Raw genomic sequence first — 21,517 nt, 5'->3', positions numbered from 1 at the left:
CAGGAGTTGCACAAGAACTAAAGTCTAAGTTCTGGAAACTTTTTGATACAAAAAGCCGAATAATTATATATATTATTTAAAAAGATGTTTAGTTAATCTGAAGATATTTTCCTAAGAATGTTATTAAAATGAAAAGAAAATAGTCTGAAAATATAGTAGAAAAAAACTAAATAAATATCAAACAACTGTCTTAGCTTGATATTAGAAAAAAGCTAAATATACTTCCCAATAATTTTTAACAGATATGTTAAATGTATACCATATGTGGTACATATGACAGTCGCATTTGACATCAAAAAAGTGGGATCAAACGAAATTGATCAAGTTATTACACATTTGCATCCGAAAAAATAATCCAAGAACCTCATTTGTTTATTGATGAACAACAATAAAGAGCAATTCCTGAAAGCAATCTCTGGCAAGGTTTTCAGCTTTATTAAGTTCTCAAACATTAGGGGTAAGCTGCTAGAGATTTGCAACCCAATTAATAGTTTGATTGATTTTTCCAAATTTTTAATGGTATACATATGGCATACATATGACATACTAATGGTGTACACTGATTTGAGGCAGGGGGAGAAGAAGCAAGGGGGAGAAGAAGCAGGGAGCAGGGGGCAAGGGGATAGTGCAAGGGGATTCGACCCACTCTACCGTGACATCACGCTTGTGAAGTGGGAGACTCAGACCCGTGTTCCCCTCTGATCCACAACACCTTCTAGGGGTCATTTCCCCCCGCTCCCTGCACCCCGCCCCCTGCTTCTTCTCCCCCTGCTAAGAGCCTCTTATTCAACTCCCACCATTCAGGATATGGAAGATAGGCTAGAATCGCTCTTAGCTCAAATTGAGGAGCTTCTTGCTCAGGAGTAAAATTTTATCAGGTAGAACAAACAGTTTTAGTCAACGAAAATATTTTTTAAAACGTTGAAGGCAACAACAATATCAATATTAGGTCGGGTAGAAGGCAGCCTCACTATCGATATCACTTTGGATTTTTATCAACAACCACAGGTGGGATCTGGGCGAAAATAGCAGACTGTAACAGTCCAGGAAACTGTTTCCAAGCTACAGTGCCTTTACGGCTCTTGATATAGAGTTGCATAAATTCTAGTAATGCTGTTGGGCTTTTTTCTAGGGGGAGATTGACGAACAGATAGGTGGGTTTGTCATGGCTTGATACAGATACAACACAACCTTGACTGCAAGCCCATAAGCATTCAATTGGTTTAATTTCAAGTTCGTCAAATTGGAATTTTTCGCTGCATAAAGTGTTTAGTTGCTTAAGTAAAATAGTACCATCGCAGGGTAGGTTTTTTTGTCGTTCTTCGGAGGAACGGTGACAAGATTTGCAAACGAAAAGGGTATGTTTAGGGTTACAGCCAAGGTGTGTGGATGAGGTATTTGTAGAAGTTATCCATGACTTGATAAACACCAATAAGTACTTGAGCATTTTAATTTATTTTGTATACTTAGTTATTCTATTATGTGAGTGCGATCGCTCTTAATGAAGCAGAATGTGATTAAAGATGAGAAAGTTTCGGTTAACTGTTATGGTCTTCAATATTTATGTGTTGTCTCTTAGTTATAATTCGCTCAATAATTTCTGACGGTAGTTTATAAAAATTGGCAATTTCATTCATATTAGCAACTCCTAACCCAAACATATTCCTAATCTCCATAATTTGCTTATTGTTAAGGATTATTTTATCGCAACGATCTACATTTGTTCTAGATGTTGCTGGTTGACTAAACTCATGAATTCGCAATCCCTCTTTGAGAGGAAGTGTACCTTGCACATAAGCATACTCAACCCAAATCAATGCTTCTTCACTACGACCTTTACCTACATAACAAAGACGATAATGCCTTTTTCTGTGGTAACTACTAAACAGCCTTTTGGAATCAGTATAGCTTTCCACTTGTTGTTGTTCTTGTTGAAAATTATCAACTTTACCTATCTCATCACTAGAAAAAATACCTACTCGACAACTACGCTTACCACACATTTTAACTAGCGAATAGCCTTGTCTTTCACATTTGGAAAATGCTTTCCTCCTTATATCTATATCACCTGATTCCAATTCTTTACGTAAACTATTCGGAACAGACCCAGGAATTGTCTCTACAATTTCTTCTTTTAAACGGTAATCGATTATGTAAAATATAGCATTAATTACTAATTTTAAAATTTCTAACACAAGCTCACGATACTTATCATCACGAATTTCTTCAAATTCGTAAAATAAAAAATCGTTCAATAATTGCATATTATAATCAACATCAATTCTATCGAGTAAAGCATTGTCTTCTAAATAATTAAATGTGGCTTTCTTTTGAAATGCAGAAGTATCTATTATCTCCCAATCTAAAGCTTCTCCAATGGTTGTATTTAAATGAATTAAAGGAAATTTGACAAAAACTGCTTCAGTTGGATATTCTATCCAATTATCAGTCAAAACTAAAGATTCTGGAGAAGCAACTAATGCCAACTCAAAACCACCATTAGCTATTTCCTTGACATATACTCCCTCCAAGTAATATTTATGAATTGGCTTAGATTTTGTTGACAACGAATACAAAAATTCGCTGTTGACTACATGACCAAGTTTTAAATCAAAATCCTTTTGTAAACCAAAATGTAAATAAAAACTAGGATATGGCAGTTTCACATCACGCAAAGGAATATTTTCTATATTTGTGTTTTTAAAAGAATTTAATAAACATTCAGGAAAATCAAAAATATTTTTGCCTGAGTTATAAAAATTTACAAAAGCTAGTGTCAACTTCAACTCATGAAGAATATTGGCTTTCCAAGCATTGACAACAGGTAAATATGTATCATCAATATCTTTACTTAAATAATCTAAATTTTTAACTTCATTTGTAGCAGAGTTAAAAGACTGTTTTAAGTAATTTGCATAACTAGTATTACCGGGAGTTTTGCATACCAACTCAGTAAAATGTTTGAAAAAATCTATTTGCAAGGTGCCAAGGCTTAATCTTTCATCTGTAGAGAGAATAGCAAAATCTATCGGTTTAATACCAAATTGTTTTTGATAATCATTGACAAATTTAGGTAAATATTTGCGAGCTAGAGCATATCGATAAGGAAAGTATCTTTGTTGTCTTTTAAAAGCTTTGAGAGTCTGAGAATTTATTCCGAACAAAGAAAAATTTTTCATATGCAACCTAAGTTCCAGTAATGAGAACCAGTAATGAAATAGTTAGTGAACAGCGGCTTCACGTACAGATCCCCTTTCATTGCTTTGTGCCTCCTCTGCTTTTCTTCAAATCACTAGTAATCCGATGTAGTTTTTGAGAAAGAGACTGTAATAGGAGTGATTGGGCTGAGTGCACGAAGAAATGATCGCCCCAAACATCTGTAGTGAGAATGCAGCATTTGTCTGATCTCGCCAAGCTTGGAGTTGCTCTCTCCTCTTAAAAATGGGGCAGGCTTGGACGGTGCGTCAGCCGCTTCGCGTCTACGTTGTATAGTCGATACGCTAATAGTGCTATTCGTCAGGTTTATTAAGCCTGCCCTATTTCTAGGTTTCGCCTCGTAAGTCGAATATATTTAAAGCCTGCCCCATTTTTAAGTTCATTGAATCGAAGGTCATATTAGAACGTTTAAACTTTTTTCGTGAAGACGGTCACAAGTCATTTGTCCAAACTCGTACAGTACATACAAATGACTTGTGACTAATCACAAAAGACAACGATGCGTTATAAGTTACTGTGAGCGGCTTGTTCCATTTTCTTGCGGAGACTGAGCGGTCTCATATCAGTCCACACTTCCTTAATATATTCCAGACATTCTGGTTTCAAACCACTTTTGCCAGCATCTTCCCAGCCGAGAGGGTTTTCTCGGTCGGCTGGCCAAATGGAATACTGTTCTTCATGATTGACTACAACTTTGTAAATTGTAGTATCTTCTTTGTCGTCTTGGTACATAATTTGTCTCCTATTATTTAATTGGCTATGTTTTATAAGATGTAATAAAGAAATCTCACTGTTCTACAGGTTCAAGGTGTCCCTTACCTTCTAGTGTCTCTAAATCAATATCTGCAATGCATCTAACTTTTACATAATTCAATGTCAGGTTGCCAACCAAATGAACTTTCCCTGTTTGACGCTCAAAGTCAGCTTCATTAAAATTAGATGCTTCTGAGTCGAGTCTGACACCTAAATCAGTACCTCCCTTAGTATTTGTGAATTTAATATGTACGTAGCCTCGGTCGATACTTTCTTTGAGTGCTGTAGCTGTTTTGTCTGGTCGTAAGCTTGCTTCAACAGGATGTTCCCCTTCTGACAATCGTTGCACTAACTCATTCATACAAGTGTCTTCTCCTTATGAATCACTTTTATTTTGATTTGCAGATGTTTGTAAGTAGATCCACCTGAAAAAAACAGCCAAGTTTGGCTGTTTTTTAATGTTCATGTACTTACTTGTACAGGCTTGTAAACTGGGAGCTCAAATGCAAGGATCTTGTGGCAAAAATCTTTCCATTCGGGAGTTATATTGTCAAAAACGATATTCTCATCCTTGAAAACCCCATCTGTGACTACGTAGTTTTCTTGTACATAAAGAAAGTCATCATCAGTTAACTCTCTATTAATTTCAACTTCGTTGCCCGAAACTTCCTTTTTTTCTTTCCTTGTATTTTCAGTACACTCCGTCCATTGACTGAACTCACGTAATTTTTTCAGAGAGTAAGCTTTGCAATATCTTCCCATTGTTGCCATAGTGATACCTCTGTTTCAGATTCTTTTGTATAAGTCGGTCCACTTAGGAATGCCCTAGCTTGTTGCTTTGATTGTAGCTGTGATCTGCAACACATACTGCGAGTAGGTTGCATTAATTGATTAGTAGAAGCAAACAAAACAACTATCTTTTATGTAAATTCTTGATGTTGGCATGTTTTAAGCACTATTAACAAAGAGCAGATTGAAATTGGCTTAGATTAGATTATCCTCAATTAGACTAATGCAAATTTATAGCGATTATCAATCCCTTGTTTACAAATATTTGTTAATTTTCTCAGATGATTGACTTTTTGCATATGGTTGTGTTTAGTGAGTTACCGTAAATACTTATTGTTGAAATAAAGTGCACAATTGTAGACGCGGAACAAAACTTCAATACCTAAACAGAATCGGTAGTATGGGTCGTGCATCAAGAATTTTTCCTCTCATTTGAGTATCAAACGTTAGCTCCAGCAGCGGAGATGTTCCTCTTTCAATAGTGATGATTTCGTGCAAACACAGGAGGGAAATAGCATGACTTAGAGATCTGTCGCTATTAACTGTGACTTTAACTCCTGTTAGCTTATTTACATTCAAAGGGTGAGAGATTAACTGCTGATGTGCTGATAATGAACAATCAAGCCAAGCTGTGAGAGCAATGGAGTTAGGAAGAACAAAACAAATAGGCTCTGACAAACTTGCAAGATTGTTATTTGCAAAGCGAACAGATAGATCTGGTCTCATACTTTTAATGCTTCGTTGTGTAAAAGGTAGAGGTGATTTTGCTGTTTGAGACTTATAACGTAGACCAATTCCGAAGGGTGATGCTCCCGTGTGTTGCCACTCAAAACGTGCTGGGGTATGGATGCCAGTATAGTCATACTGTCTTTTAAAAGCATGTTCGTTTTCTATCCAAATCAGTTCAAGATAAGTGTTCTCAAAAAAAATTGCCCTTGAGGCTGTTCCTTGTTCCACACGCTGTATTCTCTGCTCAGAGCAATGAAAACCAAGTTCTTGAAGAACTGAATTATTTGCAGCATCTTTTGTTGTGCAAACAAAAATATGATCAACTTCTAATAGGAAATTATCCACATTTAGAGATCTCCAACAAAGTAGAATGCCCAGCCAATATGAGATTTTGAGAAAACTTTTTGCCTTTCCTTCAACCGGGTTCAAGACCCCTTTCAAATATCGGCGTTAGATATTCGCTCGATGATTTAATTTTTCTGCTAAAGCACTTATTCGTAATAAAATGTCTGACCTTGCACAGCACCTTTATGGGGCTGCACGAACTTCAAGAGCAATCTTGGTTGGCCTAAATAAATATAAGCCTGGGGATTTATTTTTTTGGATTACTCTTATGAGTGTTCTGTGGCTTCCGTAGGTAGCCAATTTCGTGTTTATGGCGATTTATTCTTTATATCCATTTTTCATAATGTTATTTAATACAGGTCTTAATTAAAATAATTCTCACTAAGCATAACATAAAATGAAACTATATACCATGTTGCTACCATCATACTTGAAATATATGTTTTGATACAAAAATGTAGTAAATGTAGTATTTAAAATGAGGATTTCATTAAAATTACTCAAATCTACCCACAAGATTGCAGTTGTGCGGGTTTAATTTGTTTAGGATGAAATATTTTATAATAATAGAATAGTTTTGTAAAAGATAGTCTAAGCTAATTGTGAGCAAGTTGAAAAAACAGAACCAAACATTCACTGGTTTTGACTACAGCGTTTTGGATGACAAACAGCGTGGTGTTATTCAGCAGCGAACCGGAGAAATTAAAGAGCGTTTGCGGCGCTCGGCACAGGATATATGGGAAATAGGTCAAAAGCTAGCTGATGTGCGATCACAGCTAAAGCATGGTCAGTTTGATACATGGCTAAAAGCTGAGTTTGGTTGGAGTCGGCGTACAGCTTATAACTTTATTAATGTTTATGAAGCATTTGATGAATGTGCAAATCTTGCACAAATTGATATTGCGACTACCGCTCTCTATCTTTTAGCAGCACCATCAACTCCAGAAAACGTCCGTGAAGAAATTCTTCAACGTGCTAAGGGAGGCGAAACCTTGACTCATAAGGATATCCGTCAGGTAATTAAGGAAGAGAGTTCGCAGTCTACCTCTGCTTCTACTTCCCTTGAGCCACGACACTCACTTACTTCTAAGTCAGAGATTGTGGCTATAATTCCGCAGGAGGCGGTTGAAGTTGAAACACCACTTTTAGAAGTTAGTGTAGTAAAGTCATCTTTAGTTTCACCTGTGATTGAGACAAGGGATGAAATTCAGCCAAGTTGGTTTTTACTAGAAAAGCAACATTTTGTGTTTTATGGTGATACTGCTTCACCACAATTCGTCGAACGCATACCCTTTGCTGCCCTTGCCATTGCGATTACCTCTGATGACTGGGATCATGATTGGTTAATTGAGCGGGCAAAGACTGTAATTATCTTTCCCGAATCAGATTTCAAGGAGGATATGATTGAACAGTTAATCAAGATGTTTTCGGCATCTGGGGACATAGTAATTTTTCCGTGGCTACCAAGTAGGAATATGGTAGAAATCGCTCATCAGTTAAATAGACGAGTATTCGCAGGAGATCCTAGTCTTGAGCGTTGTAGTCAGGCGATCGCACAGTCACAATTAAGAATTGAGTCATCCGATTTTAGATTTTAGATTTTGGATTTTGGATTAGTTCTACTCCCAATTCCCGACTCCAAAACATTCAACAGTTTTTCTTCCAAAGTAGTTAAATAAGGTCGGTTTAATTTTCCTAAAGACTCCAAAAACCTTTGAACCGATTCTTCCAAAGCACGGTCGTATATTTTGCTGATGCGAGCGCTGATTTGTTGTATTTGCTGACATTCCAAAGGTGAGTAATTGCAAGACTTAAGATGCTTTAACCCAATGGTGTACCCTCCATCCCAAAGCTTGACAAACCAAATCTATCGCGGCAATAATCCTCAAATGTTTTGTGTGTGGAACGGTATAGCCTACGATCGCGTAACTGCATTAACGCCTTCCCAGCTTCATAAAAAGCGCGTTCAACTTTTTGCTCTAAGTGCAGCCGTAAGCTTTGTTCCTCTTCACTTAACTCTTGGATTTCAACAGCAGTAACGGTAATTGTTACTGAAGCGAGACTTTCTCTCCTGTTAGTACTATTGATAATGAACTTCAGTTAGGCTGGTACTTGTTGGGAAAGCAACATTTTTTGTTTTGTGGTGATACAGCCTCACCACAATTTGTCGAACGTATACCCTTTGCTGCTCTTGCTATTGCGATTACCTCTGATGACTGGGATCACGATTGGCTAATTGAACGGGCAAAGACTGTAATCGTTTTTCCAGAATCAGATCTTAAAGAGCAACTGATTGAACAGCTAATCAAAATCTTTTCCACACCACGGGAGACAGTCATTTTTCCCTGGTTACCAAGTAAGGATATGATAAAAATTGCTCACAAGCTGAAAAGACAGATTTTTGCAGGCGATCCTAGTCTTGAGCGTTGTCTTGAGGCGATCGCTCAGTCAAAATTAACATCTGAGCCATTTTAGAGTTCTGCTTGAAACAATTGAGTCGCCTTAAACATCGTCTTCGATCATGTTTCTTTTGCCTTTTGACTTGCAGCGAAGCGACGGTCAAAGCTTTCTGTGAGAAGCTTGATTGCACACAATCTTGGAAAGGATTTCAAATAGTGAATCACAATCACTCTTAAGACTATTGATAAGAATTCTCTATTGTTACTTGGTTGCAAAAAGGTATTGTTTGCCTTTAGAGTAAAATGAGTGTAATTAAAAGCTAGTTGCTATATATTTAAAAAACAATTGCCTTTCTAATGCTGTAATTACTTGGTACTTACCATAAAGCAACATTATCAAGACTTTATCCAGTTTTAGCTAATAAACGTATGAGGAAAGCACTTTGACTCAGTAGCAATTGAATGTGCTGTGGACAAAGCAGGATTTTAAAGATTATTTATGTGCATCTTCATGCCTGAGGAATAAAATGACCCAACCAACCAAAGGCTTCAAAGAAATTTCCCATAACTGTTCTACAGTTGTTGATGTTCTGCGCTTGAGAAGCTCTACACAACCTGAACATCGCGCTTTTACTTTTTTGGAGGATGGAGAAAGCCAAGAAGCGACACTGACTTATCAAGAATTGGATCGGCGCTCTCGTGCGATCGCATCTCAACTGCAAGCAATGGGTATGAGCGGTGAACGTGCCTTACTGCTTTACCCACCAGGATTAGATTACTTGAGTGCTTTTTTCGGTTGTTTGTATGCAGGGGTGATAGCAGTTCCTGCTTTTCCACCTCACAATAAGCGCAAAGCGTCCAGAATACAAGCAATTGTGGCTGATGCACAAGCTAGTATCGCTTTGACCACAACGGCAATGCTTCCCACAGTGCAATCTATATTGGCAGAGAAAACAGACCAAAGAAATTTACGCTGGCTTGTTACCGATAACCTTGCACAGGGTGTAGAAGATTCTTGGCAACAACCTTTAATCAATGCAGATACTATAGCCTTTCTGCAATATACATCGGGTTCTACAGGCGTACCCAAAGGTGTAATCCTCAGTCATGGCAACCTACTACACAACGCTGCCACGACTTACCAACTCATGGAACATTCTCCCACCAGTCAATTTATCTCGTGGCTACCTATTTACCATGACATGGGGCTAATTGGTGGGATACTGCAACCCTTGTACGGTGGGTTTGGTTGCGTATTCATGTCTCCTGCATCTTTTTTGCAACGTCCCTATCGCTGGTTGCAGGCTATTTCTCGGTATAAAGGTACCACCAGTGGTGGGCCTAACTTTGCTTATGACCAGTGTATCCAGAGGGTTACCCAAGAACAAAAAGAAACTCTTGACTTAAGTAGTTGGAGTGTCGCGTTTAACGGTGCTGAACCAGTTCGGTATGATACTTTAGAGCGATTTACCGCAGCCTTTGCAGAGTGTGGCTTTCGTCCGCAAGCGTTCTATCCCTGTTACGGTATGGCGGAAGCAACTTTGATGGTTTCCGGTGGTTTCCAGAAAGTTTTACCTCCTTTGGTAACAGTTACAAAATCAGCACTGGAGAAAAATCTAGTCGTTGAAGCATCTGCCGATAGTGAAGATACTCAGACCTTTGTTAGCTGTGGTAGAACCATTCCTCAACAGGAGATTGCCATTGTCAACCCTAAAACATTAACTCCCTGTTCCCCAAATGAAATTGGCGAAATCTGTGTATCTGGCCCCAGTGTCGGTCAAGGTTATTGGAATCGGAAAGAGGAAACAGAGCAAATATTCCACGCCTACGTGAAAGATACAGAAGAAGGGCCGTTTCTACGCACTGGTGATTTGGGCTTTTTGCACAATGGAGAACTCTTCATTACAGGTCGAGCCAAAGATTTAATTATCATTAGGGGTCGCAACCTCTACCCACAAGACATAGAGTTAACTGTAGAACGTAGTCATCCATCATTACGTTCAGGTAGTGGAGCAGCTTTCTCGGTTGAAGTAGGCAACGAAGAACAACTGGTAATTGTGCAAGAGTTAGAATTTCGTGCCAAACCAAATCTTGAGGAAGTGATTACAGCGATTCGTCAAGCAGTTGCCGAAGAATATGAGGTGCAAATCTATGCAGTGGTGCTAATAAAACCTGGCAGTATTGCTAAAACTTCCAGCGGTAAAATTCAACGTCGTGCTACAAAAGCCGATTTTTTAGCAGGTAAACTGGAAGTCGTTGGCAGTAGTATTCAAAAAAGTACTAATATTGATGGAAATAAAAATAGGTTACAGCGTGAAGCTCTTTTATCACTCACTCCACAGGAGTGCCAGCCGCTGTTAGAGTCTTATCTTCAAGATAATATTGCACGGGTACTTTCAATACCAGTGTATGAAATTAACCCTCAACAGCCAATAAGCGCTTTAGGACTCGATTCTATCAAAGTTTTCGAGTTCAAAAACCGAATTGAGATTGACTTGGAAGTTACTGTATCTGTAGCTGACTTTTTTGAAGGTTTGAATTTGCGATCGCTCTCCACTAAGATACTTGCTGAACTGACATCAACTGCTTCTCAAGTGTCAGTATTTCTGGGTCGAGCTGAGAAAACCACCCAAGTCCATCCTTTATCTTTTGCACAGCAGCGATTGTGGTTTATCAATCAGTTAGCTCCTGATAATCCTGCATATAACATTCCTATTATTATTAACCTGACAGGGGATATTAACATAGCTGCACTAGAGCAAAGTTTAAACGAAATTCTTAGACGCCATGACAGCTTACGGACAAACTTTGTAGTTAGTGAAGGCAAACCTGTTCAGGTTGTGAAGTCATCTGCATCGCTAGCTTTGTCAGTTGAAGACTTGCGAGAATTGTCAGAGAGCGATCGCACAAAAGAACTGCAACGTCTATCCACTCTCATCGCTCAACAGTCCTTCGACCTGTCAAACGAACCGCTCTGGCGTGTAAAGCTTTTGCGTTTAGCTGAACAAGAATACAGACTCCTCCTTACGCTGCATCATATTATTGCAGATGGTTGGTCTATGGGAGTTCTCATCAGAGAACTAGCAGCGCTGTATGAAGCATACTCAACAGGAAAACTCTCTCCACTTCCTGAATTACCTATCCAATATGTAGATTTTGCATATTGGCAGCATCAGTGGTTAGAAAGCGAGCATATTCAACCCCTGTTAGAGTATTGGAAGCAGCAGTTAGGTGGCGATTTAACTGTATTGAATCTGCCTACTGACCGTCCGCGATCCCCGGTTCAAACCTTCAATGGCGCTCAAGCAAAATTAATTCTGTCTGAAACTCTGACAAAAGCACTGAAGAATTTGAGCCGTCAGCAGGGAGTAACTCTGTTTATGACCTTGCTTACAGCCTTCAAAATCTTGCTGTATCGCTACACAGGTCAGACTGATATTTTAGTCGGTTCGCCAATTGCCAATCGTAACAGAGCAGAAATTGAGACATTGATAGGGTTTTTTGTCAATGTTTTGGTACTACGTACAGAACTTTCTAGCGATTTGAGCTTTCAAGATTTGTTAGCACGGGTGAAATCAACAGCTTTAGAAGCTTACGTTCATCAGGACTTACCTTTTGAAAAGTTAGTAGAGGAAATACAACCACAAAGAGACCTGAGTTACAATCCACTATTTCAGGTGATGTTCGTTCTCCAGAATGTTCCAATATCAAATCCAAGTCTGTCAGATGTATCAGTTACTTACGAAGAAGGTTACAACGAGACATCGAAGTTTGATTTGACATTGTTTATGGAGGATTCTGAGCAAGGGTTGGTTGCAACTTGCGAGTACAACACGGATTTATTTAATGCGGATACTGTAACCCGGATGCTTGGACACTTCCAGACAATACTTGAAAGCATAGTTAGCAATCCCGAACAACCCATTTCAGACTTGGAGTTCTTAACGCCATCTGAAGTCCAACAGTTATTAGTTGAGTGGAATGATACCAAGACAGACTATCCGCAAGATAAATGCATTCATCAATTGTTTGAGGAACAGGTAGAGAAAACACCAGATGCTGTTGCACTCACCTTTGTAGACGCGCATAGCAGAGTTTCTTGCAGAGTAAATCAACAATTAACCTATCGAGACTTAAACAACCGGGCAAATCAACTAGCACACTACCTGCAAAAGTTAGGTGTGAAATCAGAAGCGCTTGTGGGTATCTGTATAGAACGTTCACTAGAAATGGTGATTGGGCTATTAGCAATCCTCAAAGCTGGTGGAATCTACTTGCCCTTAGATCCTACACATCCCAAAGATCGCTTAGCCTTCATCTTAAAAGATAGCCAAACTACAGTACTGTTAACTAAACAGCACCTGATAGAGAAACTTCCTGAACACAAAGCACAGGTAATTTGCCTGGACAGCGACCTCGACATCATTAACCAATACAGCCAAGATAACCCTGTTAATAGCTCACAAGCCAACAACTTAGCTTACGTTATATATACCTCTGGTTCTACGGGTCAACCGAAGGGAGTTCTTGGTTTGCATCAGGGTGCTATCAATCGCTGTCAATGGATGTGGCAGAATTATCCTTTTGTACCGGGAGAAATTTGTTGCCAGAAAACATCTTTAAACTTTGTGGATTCAGTCTGGGAAATCTTTGTCCCTTTATTACAAGGGATAACTACAGTAATAGTCCCCGATATAGTTGTCAAAGATCCACAAGAGTTTGTAACTACTCTTTTCCAGAATCATATCACGCGGATAGTACTCGTTCCTTCATTACTACGCCTACTGTTGAATACATACGATGTCTTACAGTTACAGCTACCCAAGTTAAAGTTGTGGGTTAGTAGTGGTGAATCACTGTCTACTGAATTGCTTATGCAATTTCGGCAGAGTTTGCCAGATAGTACCTTGTTAAATCTTTACGGTTCTTCGGAGGTATCGGCGGATGTTACTTACTACAGTATCAGTCCACAAGCACCCGTATCAGCACCCGTTTTAATTGGTCGTCCAATTGCGAATACGCAGATATATATACTGGATGCAAACAAGCGACCTGTTCCGGTGGGCGTACCAGGACAGATATATGTTGGTGGAGACGGGCTAGCACGAGGCTACTTAAACCGTCCTGATCTGACCGCAGAAAAATTTATCCCCAATCCCTTTAGCGATAATTTTGCTGCACGTCTTTATCAAACAGGAGATTTAGGACGTTATCTACCCAATGGAGAAATAGAGTACATTGGTCGGACTGACTACCAAGTAAAAGTGCGTGGTTTTCGCATTGAACTTGGAGAAATAGAGGCTTTCATCAACCAACACCTAGCAGTACGAGAAACAGTAGTCGTTGCTAGAGAAGATGTATTAAATGGTCAATGTTTGGTTGGATATTTAGTTACCCATCAAGAAACTACGCTTTCTGTTAATGAATTACGAAATTTTCTGAAGGAAAAACTGCCTGAATACATGATTCCTTCTACATTTGTTGTGTTAGATGCCTTACCTTTGTTACCTAACGGCAAAGTAGACCATCGTGCATTAAGAGTACCTGAAAATTTGCGTCCAGATTTGACAGCAGTTTTTCAACCACCTCAATCTGACATAGAGAAGACCATTGTTCAGGTTTGGCAAAAAGTTTTACATTTAGAGAAGGTGGGTATTCATGATAACTTTTTTGATTTGGGTGGACACTCGTTACTAGCAACTCAGATTGTTTCCCAACTTCGTCAAGATTTGCATTTAGAACTATCACTACGCTGTATTTTTGAAGCACCAACTATAGCTGAATTAGCTTTAGTGATTGAGGATATGTTGATAGGTGAATTAGAAGAATTACCAGAAAGTGAAGCAGAGAAGCGGATTTCAACTTTTCAAGATTAGGTGGCAAAAGGAGGTAATATTTATGTACATTCAAACAGTAGGTGTAGTTGGAGCAGGGGTGATGGGAATAGGGGTTGCACAGAACCTTGCTCAAACAGGGTATCAAGTAATACTCGTAGATATTTATGAAAATATTCTAGATAAAGCTAAACAGGAAATTAAGAATAATATCCGCTTTCAAAGTTTTTTCAAGAAAGGCGATTGCGAAGAAAGCCCAGATGATATTATCGGCAAAATCGAACTTTCAACAAGCTATAAAATTCTCGAAAAAGCAGATTTTGTAGTTGAAAATGTTACCGAAAAATGGGATATTAAAAGAGAAGTATATCCCTTATTAGAATCTATTTGCCCAGCAGATTGTATATTCGCGGCTAACACATCTGCAATTCCCATTACCCGCATTGCTTCAATCACTAAACGTGCCGATAGAGTTATTGGTATCCACTTTATGAATCCTGTACCAATGAAGCCGATAGTAGAAATGATTCGCGGGCATCATACCTCTGACACAACGATTGAGATAGCAAAAAAAATGCTAGCTCAGATGGGCAAAGAATGCATAATTGTTAATGATTCACCCGGTTTTGTTTCCAACCGCGTGTTGATGTTAACTATTAACGAAGCTGTTTTTCTGCTACAAGATCAAGTTGCGACAGCAGAAAATGTAGACAAAATCTTTAAAGGCTGTTTTGGTCACAAAATGGGTCCTTTAGAAACAGCAGATTTGATTGGGCTAGACACCATTTTATTTTCTATCGAAGTCTTGTACGAAAACTTTAACGATAGTAAATACAGACCATGTCCCTTACTAAAAAAAATGGTAGATGCAGGGTTGCACGGTAGAAAAAGTGGTAAAGGATTTTACGTATATCAATAAAAGGCAATAGGGAACAAGCAATAGTTAAATAGGAATAATCAAGATTAATGAACGAAATTCAAATTCAACTCAAGACTTTTATTTCAAAATTTTTCGACAATCATGATTTACAACCAGATGAAGACATTTTTGCTCTAGGTTTTGTCAATTCTATGTTTGCCATGCAACTTGTTTTATTCGTAGAGCAAGAGTTTCAAATTGCTATTGAAAACGAGGATTTAGAGTTTGAAAATTTTCGCACAATCAATTCTATCACTAATTTAATTGAACGTAAAACTGCTATTCTCGTGCAGTAGTAAAGCAGAATTTTCCATTCATCTTGAGGAGTATTTTAAACGATTGTCAAGCATTGTTTTACTAAAATCAGTACTATTAAAAGTCAAGATATAGAGTTTATAGTGCATTTTTCACAAGTTAAGCGTTTGTAGTAGTAAAACATGAGCTAAGATTATCATTAATTTTGTAGAGAAATAAAATACTTATATCACTCGATAAAAGCAAATTCGTAATGGAGGAAAATAGAAGTGAATAATTTGCAAGAATATCAACAATATAAGGAATCTCTCCAAAATCATAAAATATTGCCTAAGTTAGATAGGATAAAGATAAAAGTATTTTTTTTGCTACTCAAATTATTAGATTTTTTGTTTCCCAATAGTAATGTTCATAAATTTGAGAATTCTCTAAAATTTTATTTGGGGCTGATAGATATAAACATTGTTGATTGGAACTCACAACAAAAACCAACATTGTTTTTATATCTTGGTCTTACTTCTAAACCTTGGTATCAACCTGATGACTACGACGTTTTCAAAATAGTGACAAATACCCTTGAAGAAGGTGCGAAAGAGATAAAAGATGAGTTGTTAATGAATATCTCTAATAAAAATAATTTCACTCCAGTTATTGATCCAAGTGATGGTTCAATTTATGAGCATTTAACTGACATTGAACTACCTGCATCTCACAAAAAAGATGACTGGTTACTATTTAGATTGTGGTTAGATGGTAAATTTACTCAAAAAGCCAGATATTTATTTCCAAAAACTGTAAACATTTTGTCTAAGCTGGAATCTTTTATAGATCCTTTTGAAGATGTTTATTTTCTTGTTTTAAAACCGGGAGTTGTCTTACCTCCACACCATGATACTTCAAATGTTTATATTACCTGTCAGCTGGGATTAATGATTCCCGAAAGTTGTGGAATTAGGGTCGGAAGTGAAATGCGGAGTTGGACTGAGGGGAAAACTTTATTTTTTGATCAGAGCTTTGAGCATGAAGCCTGGAATAAAAGCCAGAAAGAACGAGTAGTTCTGTTAGTGCATTTACGTCACCCAGAATTGTCAAAATTTGAAAATTTTTTATATGAGTTTTTTTGTAAGGCGTTATAACTTAAGCTTAAAGTGGCAAAAAATATGTTATGAAACTAGAACTTTCTTCTCAACAGAAAAACTCTAAAATTGCATTTAGAGCTTTTGTTAATCAGGAAATATGCCCTCATGCTCGTGAATGGGATAGGAAAGAATTTACTCCACTAGAACTAATTAAAAAAATAGCTGAACGTGGTTTTCTTGGTGCCATATTACCCCAAGAATATGGTGGTAAAGGAATGGATATGATTACCTATGGCATACTCAACGAAGAAATAGGACGGGGATGTTCTTCAGTGCGGAGTTTGCTGACAGTTCACAACATGGTTTCCCAAGCTTTGTGTAAATGGGGTAATAAATCTCAAAAAGAGTATTGGCTTCCCAAACTTGCATCTGGAGAAAACATCGCTGCTTTTGCATTAAGCGAACCGAATGTAGGTAGTGATGCCAAAAGTGTAGAAACAACAGCAACACTTGCTGATGATGCTTATGTCTTAAATGGACACAAGAAATGGATTACTTATGGACAAATAGCAGATGTATTTTTGGTCTTTGCTAAATGCGAAGGTAGACCTAGTGCTTTTTTAGTGGAAAAAAATAGCCCAGGACTGTCAATCAAACCGATGTCTGGTATTTTAGGTACTAGGGCTTCGATGGTTGCGGAATTGCAATTTGATAACTGCTACCTTCCCTTAGAAAATTTAGTAGGTAAATTAGGCTTTGGATTCTCCTACATTGCTGCTTCTGCACTTGATTATGGTAGATATAGCGTAGCATCTGGTTGTGTAGGTATTGCCCAAGCTTGTTTAGAAGCTTGTATCAAGTATACAAAGGAGCGAAAACAGTTTGGTGTTTACCTTAAAGAACATCAATTAATTCGCCAAAAGATTACTCAGATGATAACTAACACCAAAGCAGCAAGATTGTTATGTTATCAAGCTGGTTATCTTAAAGAGATTAACGATCCAAACTCGATTATAGAAACTTCTATTGCCAAGTACTTTACATCCACAGTAGCCACCAAAATAGCAAATGATGCTGTACAAATTCATGGTGGCAATGGTTGTAGTAGTGAGTACTCAGTCGAAAGGTATTTACGAGATTCTAAAATCATGGAAATTATTGAAGGTAGTACTCAAATTCAAGAAATTACTATTGCAGAATCAGGTTATCAAAATTATCTTATTTCAACTGTTCCTGCTGTTATGGAACAGAAATTAGCAGAAAGGATATAAAGTATGATTAGTACTGAAGAGCAAAACATAAATAGTAAACAAAAAGACAAAAAATTTATTAAATGTGTCGTTTGGGATTTAGATAATACTCTATGGCACGGAGTTTTGCTGGAAGATGAGAAAATTTCTTTACGAGAAAATATAATAAATCTGATTCAGACATTAGATAGTCGTGGTATTCTACAATCTATAGCTAGTAAGAATGCTCATGTCACAGCAATAGCTAAATTAGAAGAATTTGGTTTGAAAGATTATTTTTTATATCCACAAATTAACTGGAATTCTAAAGCTAACTCTTTAAAAGAAATAGCTGGTTTACTTAATATTGGAATAGATGCGATCGCCTTCATCGACGACCAGTTATTTGAACTAGAAGAAGTAAAATATACTTTACCAGAAATTCTCTGTATCAACGCAGATGAAATAGGAAATATTTTAGATATGCCAGTCATGAATCCCCGTTTTATTACGGAAGATTCACGAATTAGAAGATTGATGTATCTAAGTGATATAGAACGTCAAAATGCAGAGCAAGAATTTGTTGGCACAGCAGACGAATTCTTAGCTACTCTCAACATGAGTTTCACAATATGTTCTGCAAAAGAAGAAGACTTGCAGCGTGCAGAAGAATTAACATTACGAACTAACCAATTGAATACAACTGGTTATACCTACTCCTATGATGAACTCAATCATTTTCGGCAATCAGAAAACCATAAACTGCTGATTGCAAATCTGGAAGATAAGTATGGCAGCTACGGAAAAATAGGTTTAGTTTTGATTGAATGCCGACCCAAATCATGGACAATTAAGCTGTTGTTGATGTCTTGTCGTGTCATGTCGCGGGGAGTTGGCACAATTATGATGAATCATGTCATGAGTCTAGCTAAAAGCAGTAATGTCCGTCTTTTAGCAGAATTTGTACAAAATAATCGCAACAGAATGATGTATATATCTTATAAATTTGTTGGTTTTAAAGAAATTGATAAGAATGGTGATTTAGTGATTTTTGAAAATGATTTAAGTCGAATTCAACCTGTACCTTTGTATGTAAATTTTAAAGTAATTTATTAAGTTTTTATTTTTAATAATATTATGGATAGCAGAGCAGACGAAATTATTAAACGACGTTCTAAACTCTCACCTGCAAAACAAGCAATTTTAGAAAAGCGCTTGCGGGGTCAGCATGAACCTGATTCTAAACAAATTGAACGAGTTTCACGAGAGATAGAATTACCTCTATCTTTTGCACAGCAGAGATTATATTTCCTACATCAATTAGATCCAAAATCATATGCTTACAATGATTATGCCGCACTGCTACTACAAGGTTCGCTCAATATAAAAGCTTTGAAGCAAAGCATCAATGAAATAGTGCGAAGACATGAAATTTTACGAACGTGTTTACAGATTGTAAATGGGCAACCAGTTCAAATTATTGCTCCTGCTTTAGAGATACCCTTACCATTAGTAGATTTAGAAGATTTACCTGATACTGAACAGGAGACAGAAGTACAAAGGTTAAGACAAGAAAACTATCAACAATCATTTGATTTAGCACAAGTCCCGTTGTTACGCTTAACTCTTTTACGATTTAAAAATAGGCAATATGTGCTGTTGATAACGATACATCATATTATCTTTGACGGTTGGTCACAAGGAGTATTTATTCGAGAGTTATCAATTCTTTATGAAGCTTTTTCTAGTGGGAAGTCTTCACCACTTACGGATATTCATATTCAGTATGCAGACTTTGCTGCTTGGCAAAGAAGCTGGCTACAGGATGAGGTACTTGACACCTTGCTTACATACTGGAAAAAGCAATTAGGAGATAATTTACCAGTTTTACAATTACCTACAAATCGCCAATTGTCAAAATCTAAAACCTCTCAGGAAGGGAAGGAAACTTTGATGATTCCAAAGGCATTATCCCAAGCAATTCAGAAGTTAGGTGATAGTCTAGGAACGACATTATTTATGACACTACTCGGAGCCTTTAAAGTTTTACTATACTGCTATACAGGTGATAAAGATATTATTGTCGGTACTGATATTGCTAACCGTAATAGAAATGAGATAGAGAATTTAATTGGTTTTTTTGTTAATCAATTAGTGTTACGTAATTATCTATCAGATAATCAAAATTTTAGCGATTTTTTGCAGCAAGTACGTAAAATTTGTCTAGAAGCTTATGCTCACCAAGATTTACCATTTGAGAAATTAGTTAGCGCTCTTAATCCTAAAAGAGAATTAAACCAAACTCCTATATTTCAAGTCAAATTTATCCTTCAAAATACTCCTACACATATTTTAAAATTTTCAGATTTAAGCTTGACTCGTTTAGATTATTTAGGAAATACGGTAGCAAGATTTGACCTACTTCTAGAACTGACGGATACAGAGCAAGGAATAGTTGGCTTGTTAAAATATAACAAAGACTTGTTTAATAATATTAATATGATTAAGTTATTAAAGAATTTTGATATAATTTTATCTCAGATTGTTGTAAACCCTGACATAAGAATAAATCATCTAAAAAAAATTATCATTAAATCAGAAAAACAATATCAATTGAGTGAAGAACGAAAGCGAAAAGAAGAACATAAACAAAAGTTAAGTCTCATTAAGCGCAAAGTAGTTGAAACCGTAATTAAAGTTGAGGATAGAAATGAAACAGGTAAAAATAAATAACTCTAATTTTCAGCATAAATTTCCTAATATTGGCAGAAAATCTATCAGTTTAGAAACCGAAATAATCAAAATAGATTATTTTGGAGATGAGCAAACTCTACCATTAGTTATAAAACCTTTTGTATCAGATGTTGATATTGCAGATTGGGCAGAAGCCAATCGAAAATTTGTAGATACAAATTTAATCAAACATGGTGCTATCCTTTTTAAAGGATTTAATATTACTACGGCAGCAGCTTTTGAAAGATTTGGTCTAGCGGTTTGCTCAGAACTATTCAATGAAAATGGTGAACATCCCCGCGAAACGGTAAGTGGTAAAGTTTATACTCCAGTTTTTTACCCTGCTGAAAGCAAGTTGTTGTGGCATAACGAAAATTCTTTTAATTATCAATGGCCTATAAAAATTTTGTTCGGCTGTCGTCAACCTGCACAACAAGGGGGAGAAACCCCAATAGTTGATAGTCGTAAGGTGTTTCAACTTATCAAACCCAAGATTAGGGAAAGATTTGTTGAAAATCAAGTTATGTATGTTCGTAATTATGGAAATGGATTAGGGCTGGACTGGCAAACAGTTTTCCAAACCCAAAGTAGAGTGAAAGTAGAAAATTTTTGTCGAAGTAATTTAATTCATTTTGAATGGAAAAATGATGGTGGATTGAGAACAATTGCTATTCGTCCAGCTATAGTTAAGCATCCTCAAACAGGTGAATTTTCTTGGTTTAATCAAGCACAACATTGGCATTTAGCCTGTTTAGAAACACAAACCCGTGAGTCGCTACTTTCATATTTTCAGGAAGAAGATTTACCACGAAATTGCTATTACGGAGATGGCACTCCTATTGAAGACTCTACAATGCTTGAGATCTGTGCAGTATATCAGAGATTAGAAGTATGTTTTCCTTGGCAACAAGGCGACATATTATTACTGGACAATGTGTTAACTGCTCATGGACGCAATCCCTATGTGGGAGAACGCAAGCTTTTCGTCGCGATGGGCGGACTAATAACTTTTAGTCAAACTTGAGATTTGGTATAGATTTGGATAGAAAATGTGAGCATAGTTTTTTGTTGTTAAGGTTAAGTTAATTAACAAAATCGCACTATTTTTATGGAAATTATTAGTTAATTATCAGGATGATTATATGCTTAAAGCGATGTGAAAAACTTTCGTAATTTTCCCTATTTGACATCTGTCAAATGAAATAAAATATTTGACAAATTTTTGCTAAATTTCCAA

Annotated in this window: 16 protein-coding genes and 1 pseudogene; 10 read left to right on the top strand and 7 right to left on the bottom strand. The window is 37.1% G+C overall.

Features of this window, described 5'->3' with window-relative positions:
• Positions 1-979: 979 nt before the first annotated feature.
• The 6 genes from AC5JMK_RS05510 to AC5JMK_RS05485 form a co-directional block, all read right to left on the bottom strand.
• The gene (locus tag AC5JMK_RS05510) at positions 980-1,447 is read right to left on the bottom strand and encodes a DUF1636 family protein (RefSeq protein ID WP_495909591.1); all 468 of its coding nucleotides are present in this window, start codon (positions 1,445-1,447) and stop codon (positions 980-982) included.
• A gap of 91 nt (positions 1,448-1,538) precedes the next feature.
• Entirely contained in the window at positions 1,539-3,179 is a 1,641-nt protein-coding gene (locus AC5JMK_RS05505) for an AcrVA2 family anti-CRISPR protein (RefSeq protein ID WP_495909590.1), read from the bottom strand.
• 541 nt (positions 3,180-3,720) lie between these two features.
• Positions 3,721-3,948 (bottom strand): MbtH family protein, encoded by a 228-nt coding sequence (locus AC5JMK_RS05500; protein WP_495909589.1) that lies wholly within the window; start codon positions 3,946-3,948, stop codon positions 3,721-3,723.
• Between the two features lie 55 nt (positions 3,949-4,003).
• Positions 4,004-4,330, bottom strand: coding sequence for an MbtH domain protein (locus tag AC5JMK_RS05495; RefSeq protein WP_495909588.1), 327 nt, complete (start codon positions 4,328-4,330; stop codon positions 4,004-4,006).
• 101 nt (positions 4,331-4,431) lie between these two features.
• Complete coding sequence (locus AC5JMK_RS05490; protein WP_495909587.1) at positions 4,432-4,740, bottom strand: hypothetical protein; 309 nt, start codon at positions 4,738-4,740, stop codon at positions 4,432-4,434.
• Between the two features lie 393 nt (positions 4,741-5,133).
• On the bottom strand, positions 5,134-5,832 hold the full coding sequence (locus AC5JMK_RS05485) for a VOC family protein (protein ID WP_495909586.1): 699 nt from the start codon (positions 5,830-5,832) through the stop codon (positions 5,134-5,136).
• Between the two features lie 602 nt (positions 5,833-6,434).
• Here AC5JMK_RS05485 and AC5JMK_RS05480 point away from each other — a divergent pair.
• Positions 6,435-7,430, top strand: a complete 996-nt coding sequence (locus AC5JMK_RS05480; RefSeq protein WP_495909585.1) for a DUF3102 domain-containing protein — start codon at positions 6,435-6,437, stop codon at positions 7,428-7,430.
• Positions 7,431-7,686: 256 nt separating this feature from the next.
• Here the strand turns inward: AC5JMK_RS05480 and AC5JMK_RS05475 are convergent.
• Positions 7,687-7,932, bottom strand: a pseudogene (locus AC5JMK_RS05475) (hypothetical protein); the annotation flags it as partial.
• A gap of 15 nt (positions 7,933-7,947) precedes the next feature.
• Here AC5JMK_RS05475 and AC5JMK_RS05470 point away from each other — a divergent pair.
• The 9 genes from AC5JMK_RS05470 to AC5JMK_RS05430 all read left to right on the top strand — a co-directional run bounded on the left by AC5JMK_RS05470 (position 7,948) and on the right by AC5JMK_RS05430 (position 21,304).
• A complete protein-coding gene (locus tag AC5JMK_RS05470; RefSeq protein WP_495909584.1) occupies positions 7,948-8,307 on the top strand; it encodes a hypothetical protein in 360 nt (119 codons plus the stop codon).
• 451 nt (positions 8,308-8,758) lie between these two features.
• Positions 8,759-14,107: an amino acid adenylation domain-containing protein gene (locus AC5JMK_RS05465; RefSeq protein WP_495909583.1), complete on the top strand. Its 5,349-nt coding sequence runs from the start codon at positions 8,759-8,761 to the stop codon at positions 14,105-14,107.
• A 22-nt stretch (positions 14,108-14,129) separates the two neighbouring features.
• A complete protein-coding gene (locus tag AC5JMK_RS05460; RefSeq protein WP_495909582.1) occupies positions 14,130-14,984 on the top strand; it encodes a 3-hydroxyacyl-CoA dehydrogenase family protein in 855 nt (284 codons plus the stop codon).
• A 47-nt stretch (positions 14,985-15,031) separates the two neighbouring features.
• Positions 15,032-15,280 (top strand): acyl carrier protein, encoded by a 249-nt coding sequence (locus AC5JMK_RS05455; RefSeq protein ID WP_495909581.1) that lies wholly within the window; start codon positions 15,032-15,034, stop codon positions 15,278-15,280.
• 228 nt (positions 15,281-15,508) lie between these two features.
• Positions 15,509-16,375 carry an aspartyl/asparaginyl beta-hydroxylase domain-containing protein gene (locus tag AC5JMK_RS05450; protein WP_495909580.1) on the top strand — a complete coding sequence of 289 codons (867 nt, stop codon included), beginning with the start codon at positions 15,509-15,511 and terminating at the stop codon, positions 16,373-16,375.
• 29 nt (positions 16,376-16,404) lie between these two features.
• Positions 16,405-17,589: an acyl-CoA dehydrogenase family protein gene (locus tag AC5JMK_RS05445; RefSeq protein WP_495909579.1), complete on the top strand. Its 1,185-nt coding sequence runs from the start codon at positions 16,405-16,407 to the stop codon at positions 17,587-17,589.
• A gap of 3 nt (positions 17,590-17,592) precedes the next feature.
• Entirely contained in the window at positions 17,593-18,663 is a 1,071-nt protein-coding gene (locus AC5JMK_RS05440; RefSeq protein ID WP_495909578.1) for an HAD-IIIC family phosphatase, read from the top strand.
• A 21-nt stretch (positions 18,664-18,684) separates the two neighbouring features.
• Positions 18,685-20,280 carry a condensation domain-containing protein gene (locus tag AC5JMK_RS05435; RefSeq protein WP_495909577.1) on the top strand — a complete coding sequence of 532 codons (1,596 nt, stop codon included), beginning with the start codon at positions 18,685-18,687 and terminating at the stop codon, positions 20,278-20,280.
• Positions 20,258-21,304: a TauD/TfdA family dioxygenase gene (locus AC5JMK_RS05430; protein WP_495909576.1), complete on the top strand. Its 1,047-nt coding sequence runs from the start codon at positions 20,258-20,260 to the stop codon at positions 21,302-21,304. The genes AC5JMK_RS05435 and AC5JMK_RS05430 overlap by 23 nt, the downstream gene beginning before the upstream one ends.
• Positions 21,305-21,517: the final 213 nt, after the last annotated feature.

The organism is Pelatocladus sp. (genome assembly GCF_059505505.1).
Note: the sequence above shows the minus strand (reverse complement) of the source record. Positions and strands in the feature narration are given on the sequence as shown.

What these genes read in the sequence shown, in the direction of transcription:
- AC5JMK_RS05510 (WP_495909591.1), bottom strand. Translation starts at nt 1,447, where the DNA reads ATGCTCAAGTACTTATTGGTGTTTATCAAGTCATGGATAACTTCTACA.
- AC5JMK_RS05505 (WP_495909590.1), bottom strand. Translation starts at nt 3,179, where the DNA reads ATGAAAAATTTTTCTTTGTTCGGAATAAATTCTCAGACTCTCAAAGCT.
- AC5JMK_RS05500 (WP_495909589.1), bottom strand. Translation starts at nt 3,948, where the DNA reads ATGTACCAAGACGACAAAGAAGATACTACAATTTACAAAGTTGTAGTC.
- AC5JMK_RS05495 (WP_495909588.1), bottom strand. Translation starts at nt 4,330, where the DNA reads ATGAATGAGTTAGTGCAACGATTGTCAGAAGGGGAACATCCTGTTGAA.
- AC5JMK_RS05490 (WP_495909587.1), bottom strand. Translation starts at nt 4,740, where the DNA reads ATGGCAACAATGGGAAGATATTGCAAAGCTTACTCTCTGAAAAAATTA.
- AC5JMK_RS05465 (WP_495909583.1), top strand. Translation starts at nt 8,759, where the DNA reads ATGACCCAACCAACCAAAGGCTTCAAAGAAATTTCCCATAACTGTTCT.
- AC5JMK_RS05460 (WP_495909582.1), top strand. Translation starts at nt 14,130, where the DNA reads ATGTACATTCAAACAGTAGGTGTAGTTGGAGCAGGGGTGATGGGAATA.
- AC5JMK_RS05455 (WP_495909581.1), top strand. Translation starts at nt 15,032, where the DNA reads ATGAACGAAATTCAAATTCAACTCAAGACTTTTATTTCAAAATTTTTC.
- AC5JMK_RS05445 (WP_495909579.1), top strand. Translation starts at nt 16,405, where the DNA reads ATGAAACTAGAACTTTCTTCTCAACAGAAAAACTCTAAAATTGCATTT.
- AC5JMK_RS05440 (WP_495909578.1), top strand. Translation starts at nt 17,593, where the DNA reads ATGATTAGTACTGAAGAGCAAAACATAAATAGTAAACAAAAAGACAAA.
- AC5JMK_RS05435 (WP_495909577.1), top strand. Translation starts at nt 18,685, where the DNA reads ATGGATAGCAGAGCAGACGAAATTATTAAACGACGTTCTAAACTCTCA.
- AC5JMK_RS05430 (WP_495909576.1), top strand. Translation starts at nt 20,258, where the DNA reads ATGAAACAGGTAAAAATAAATAACTCTAATTTTCAGCATAAATTTCCT.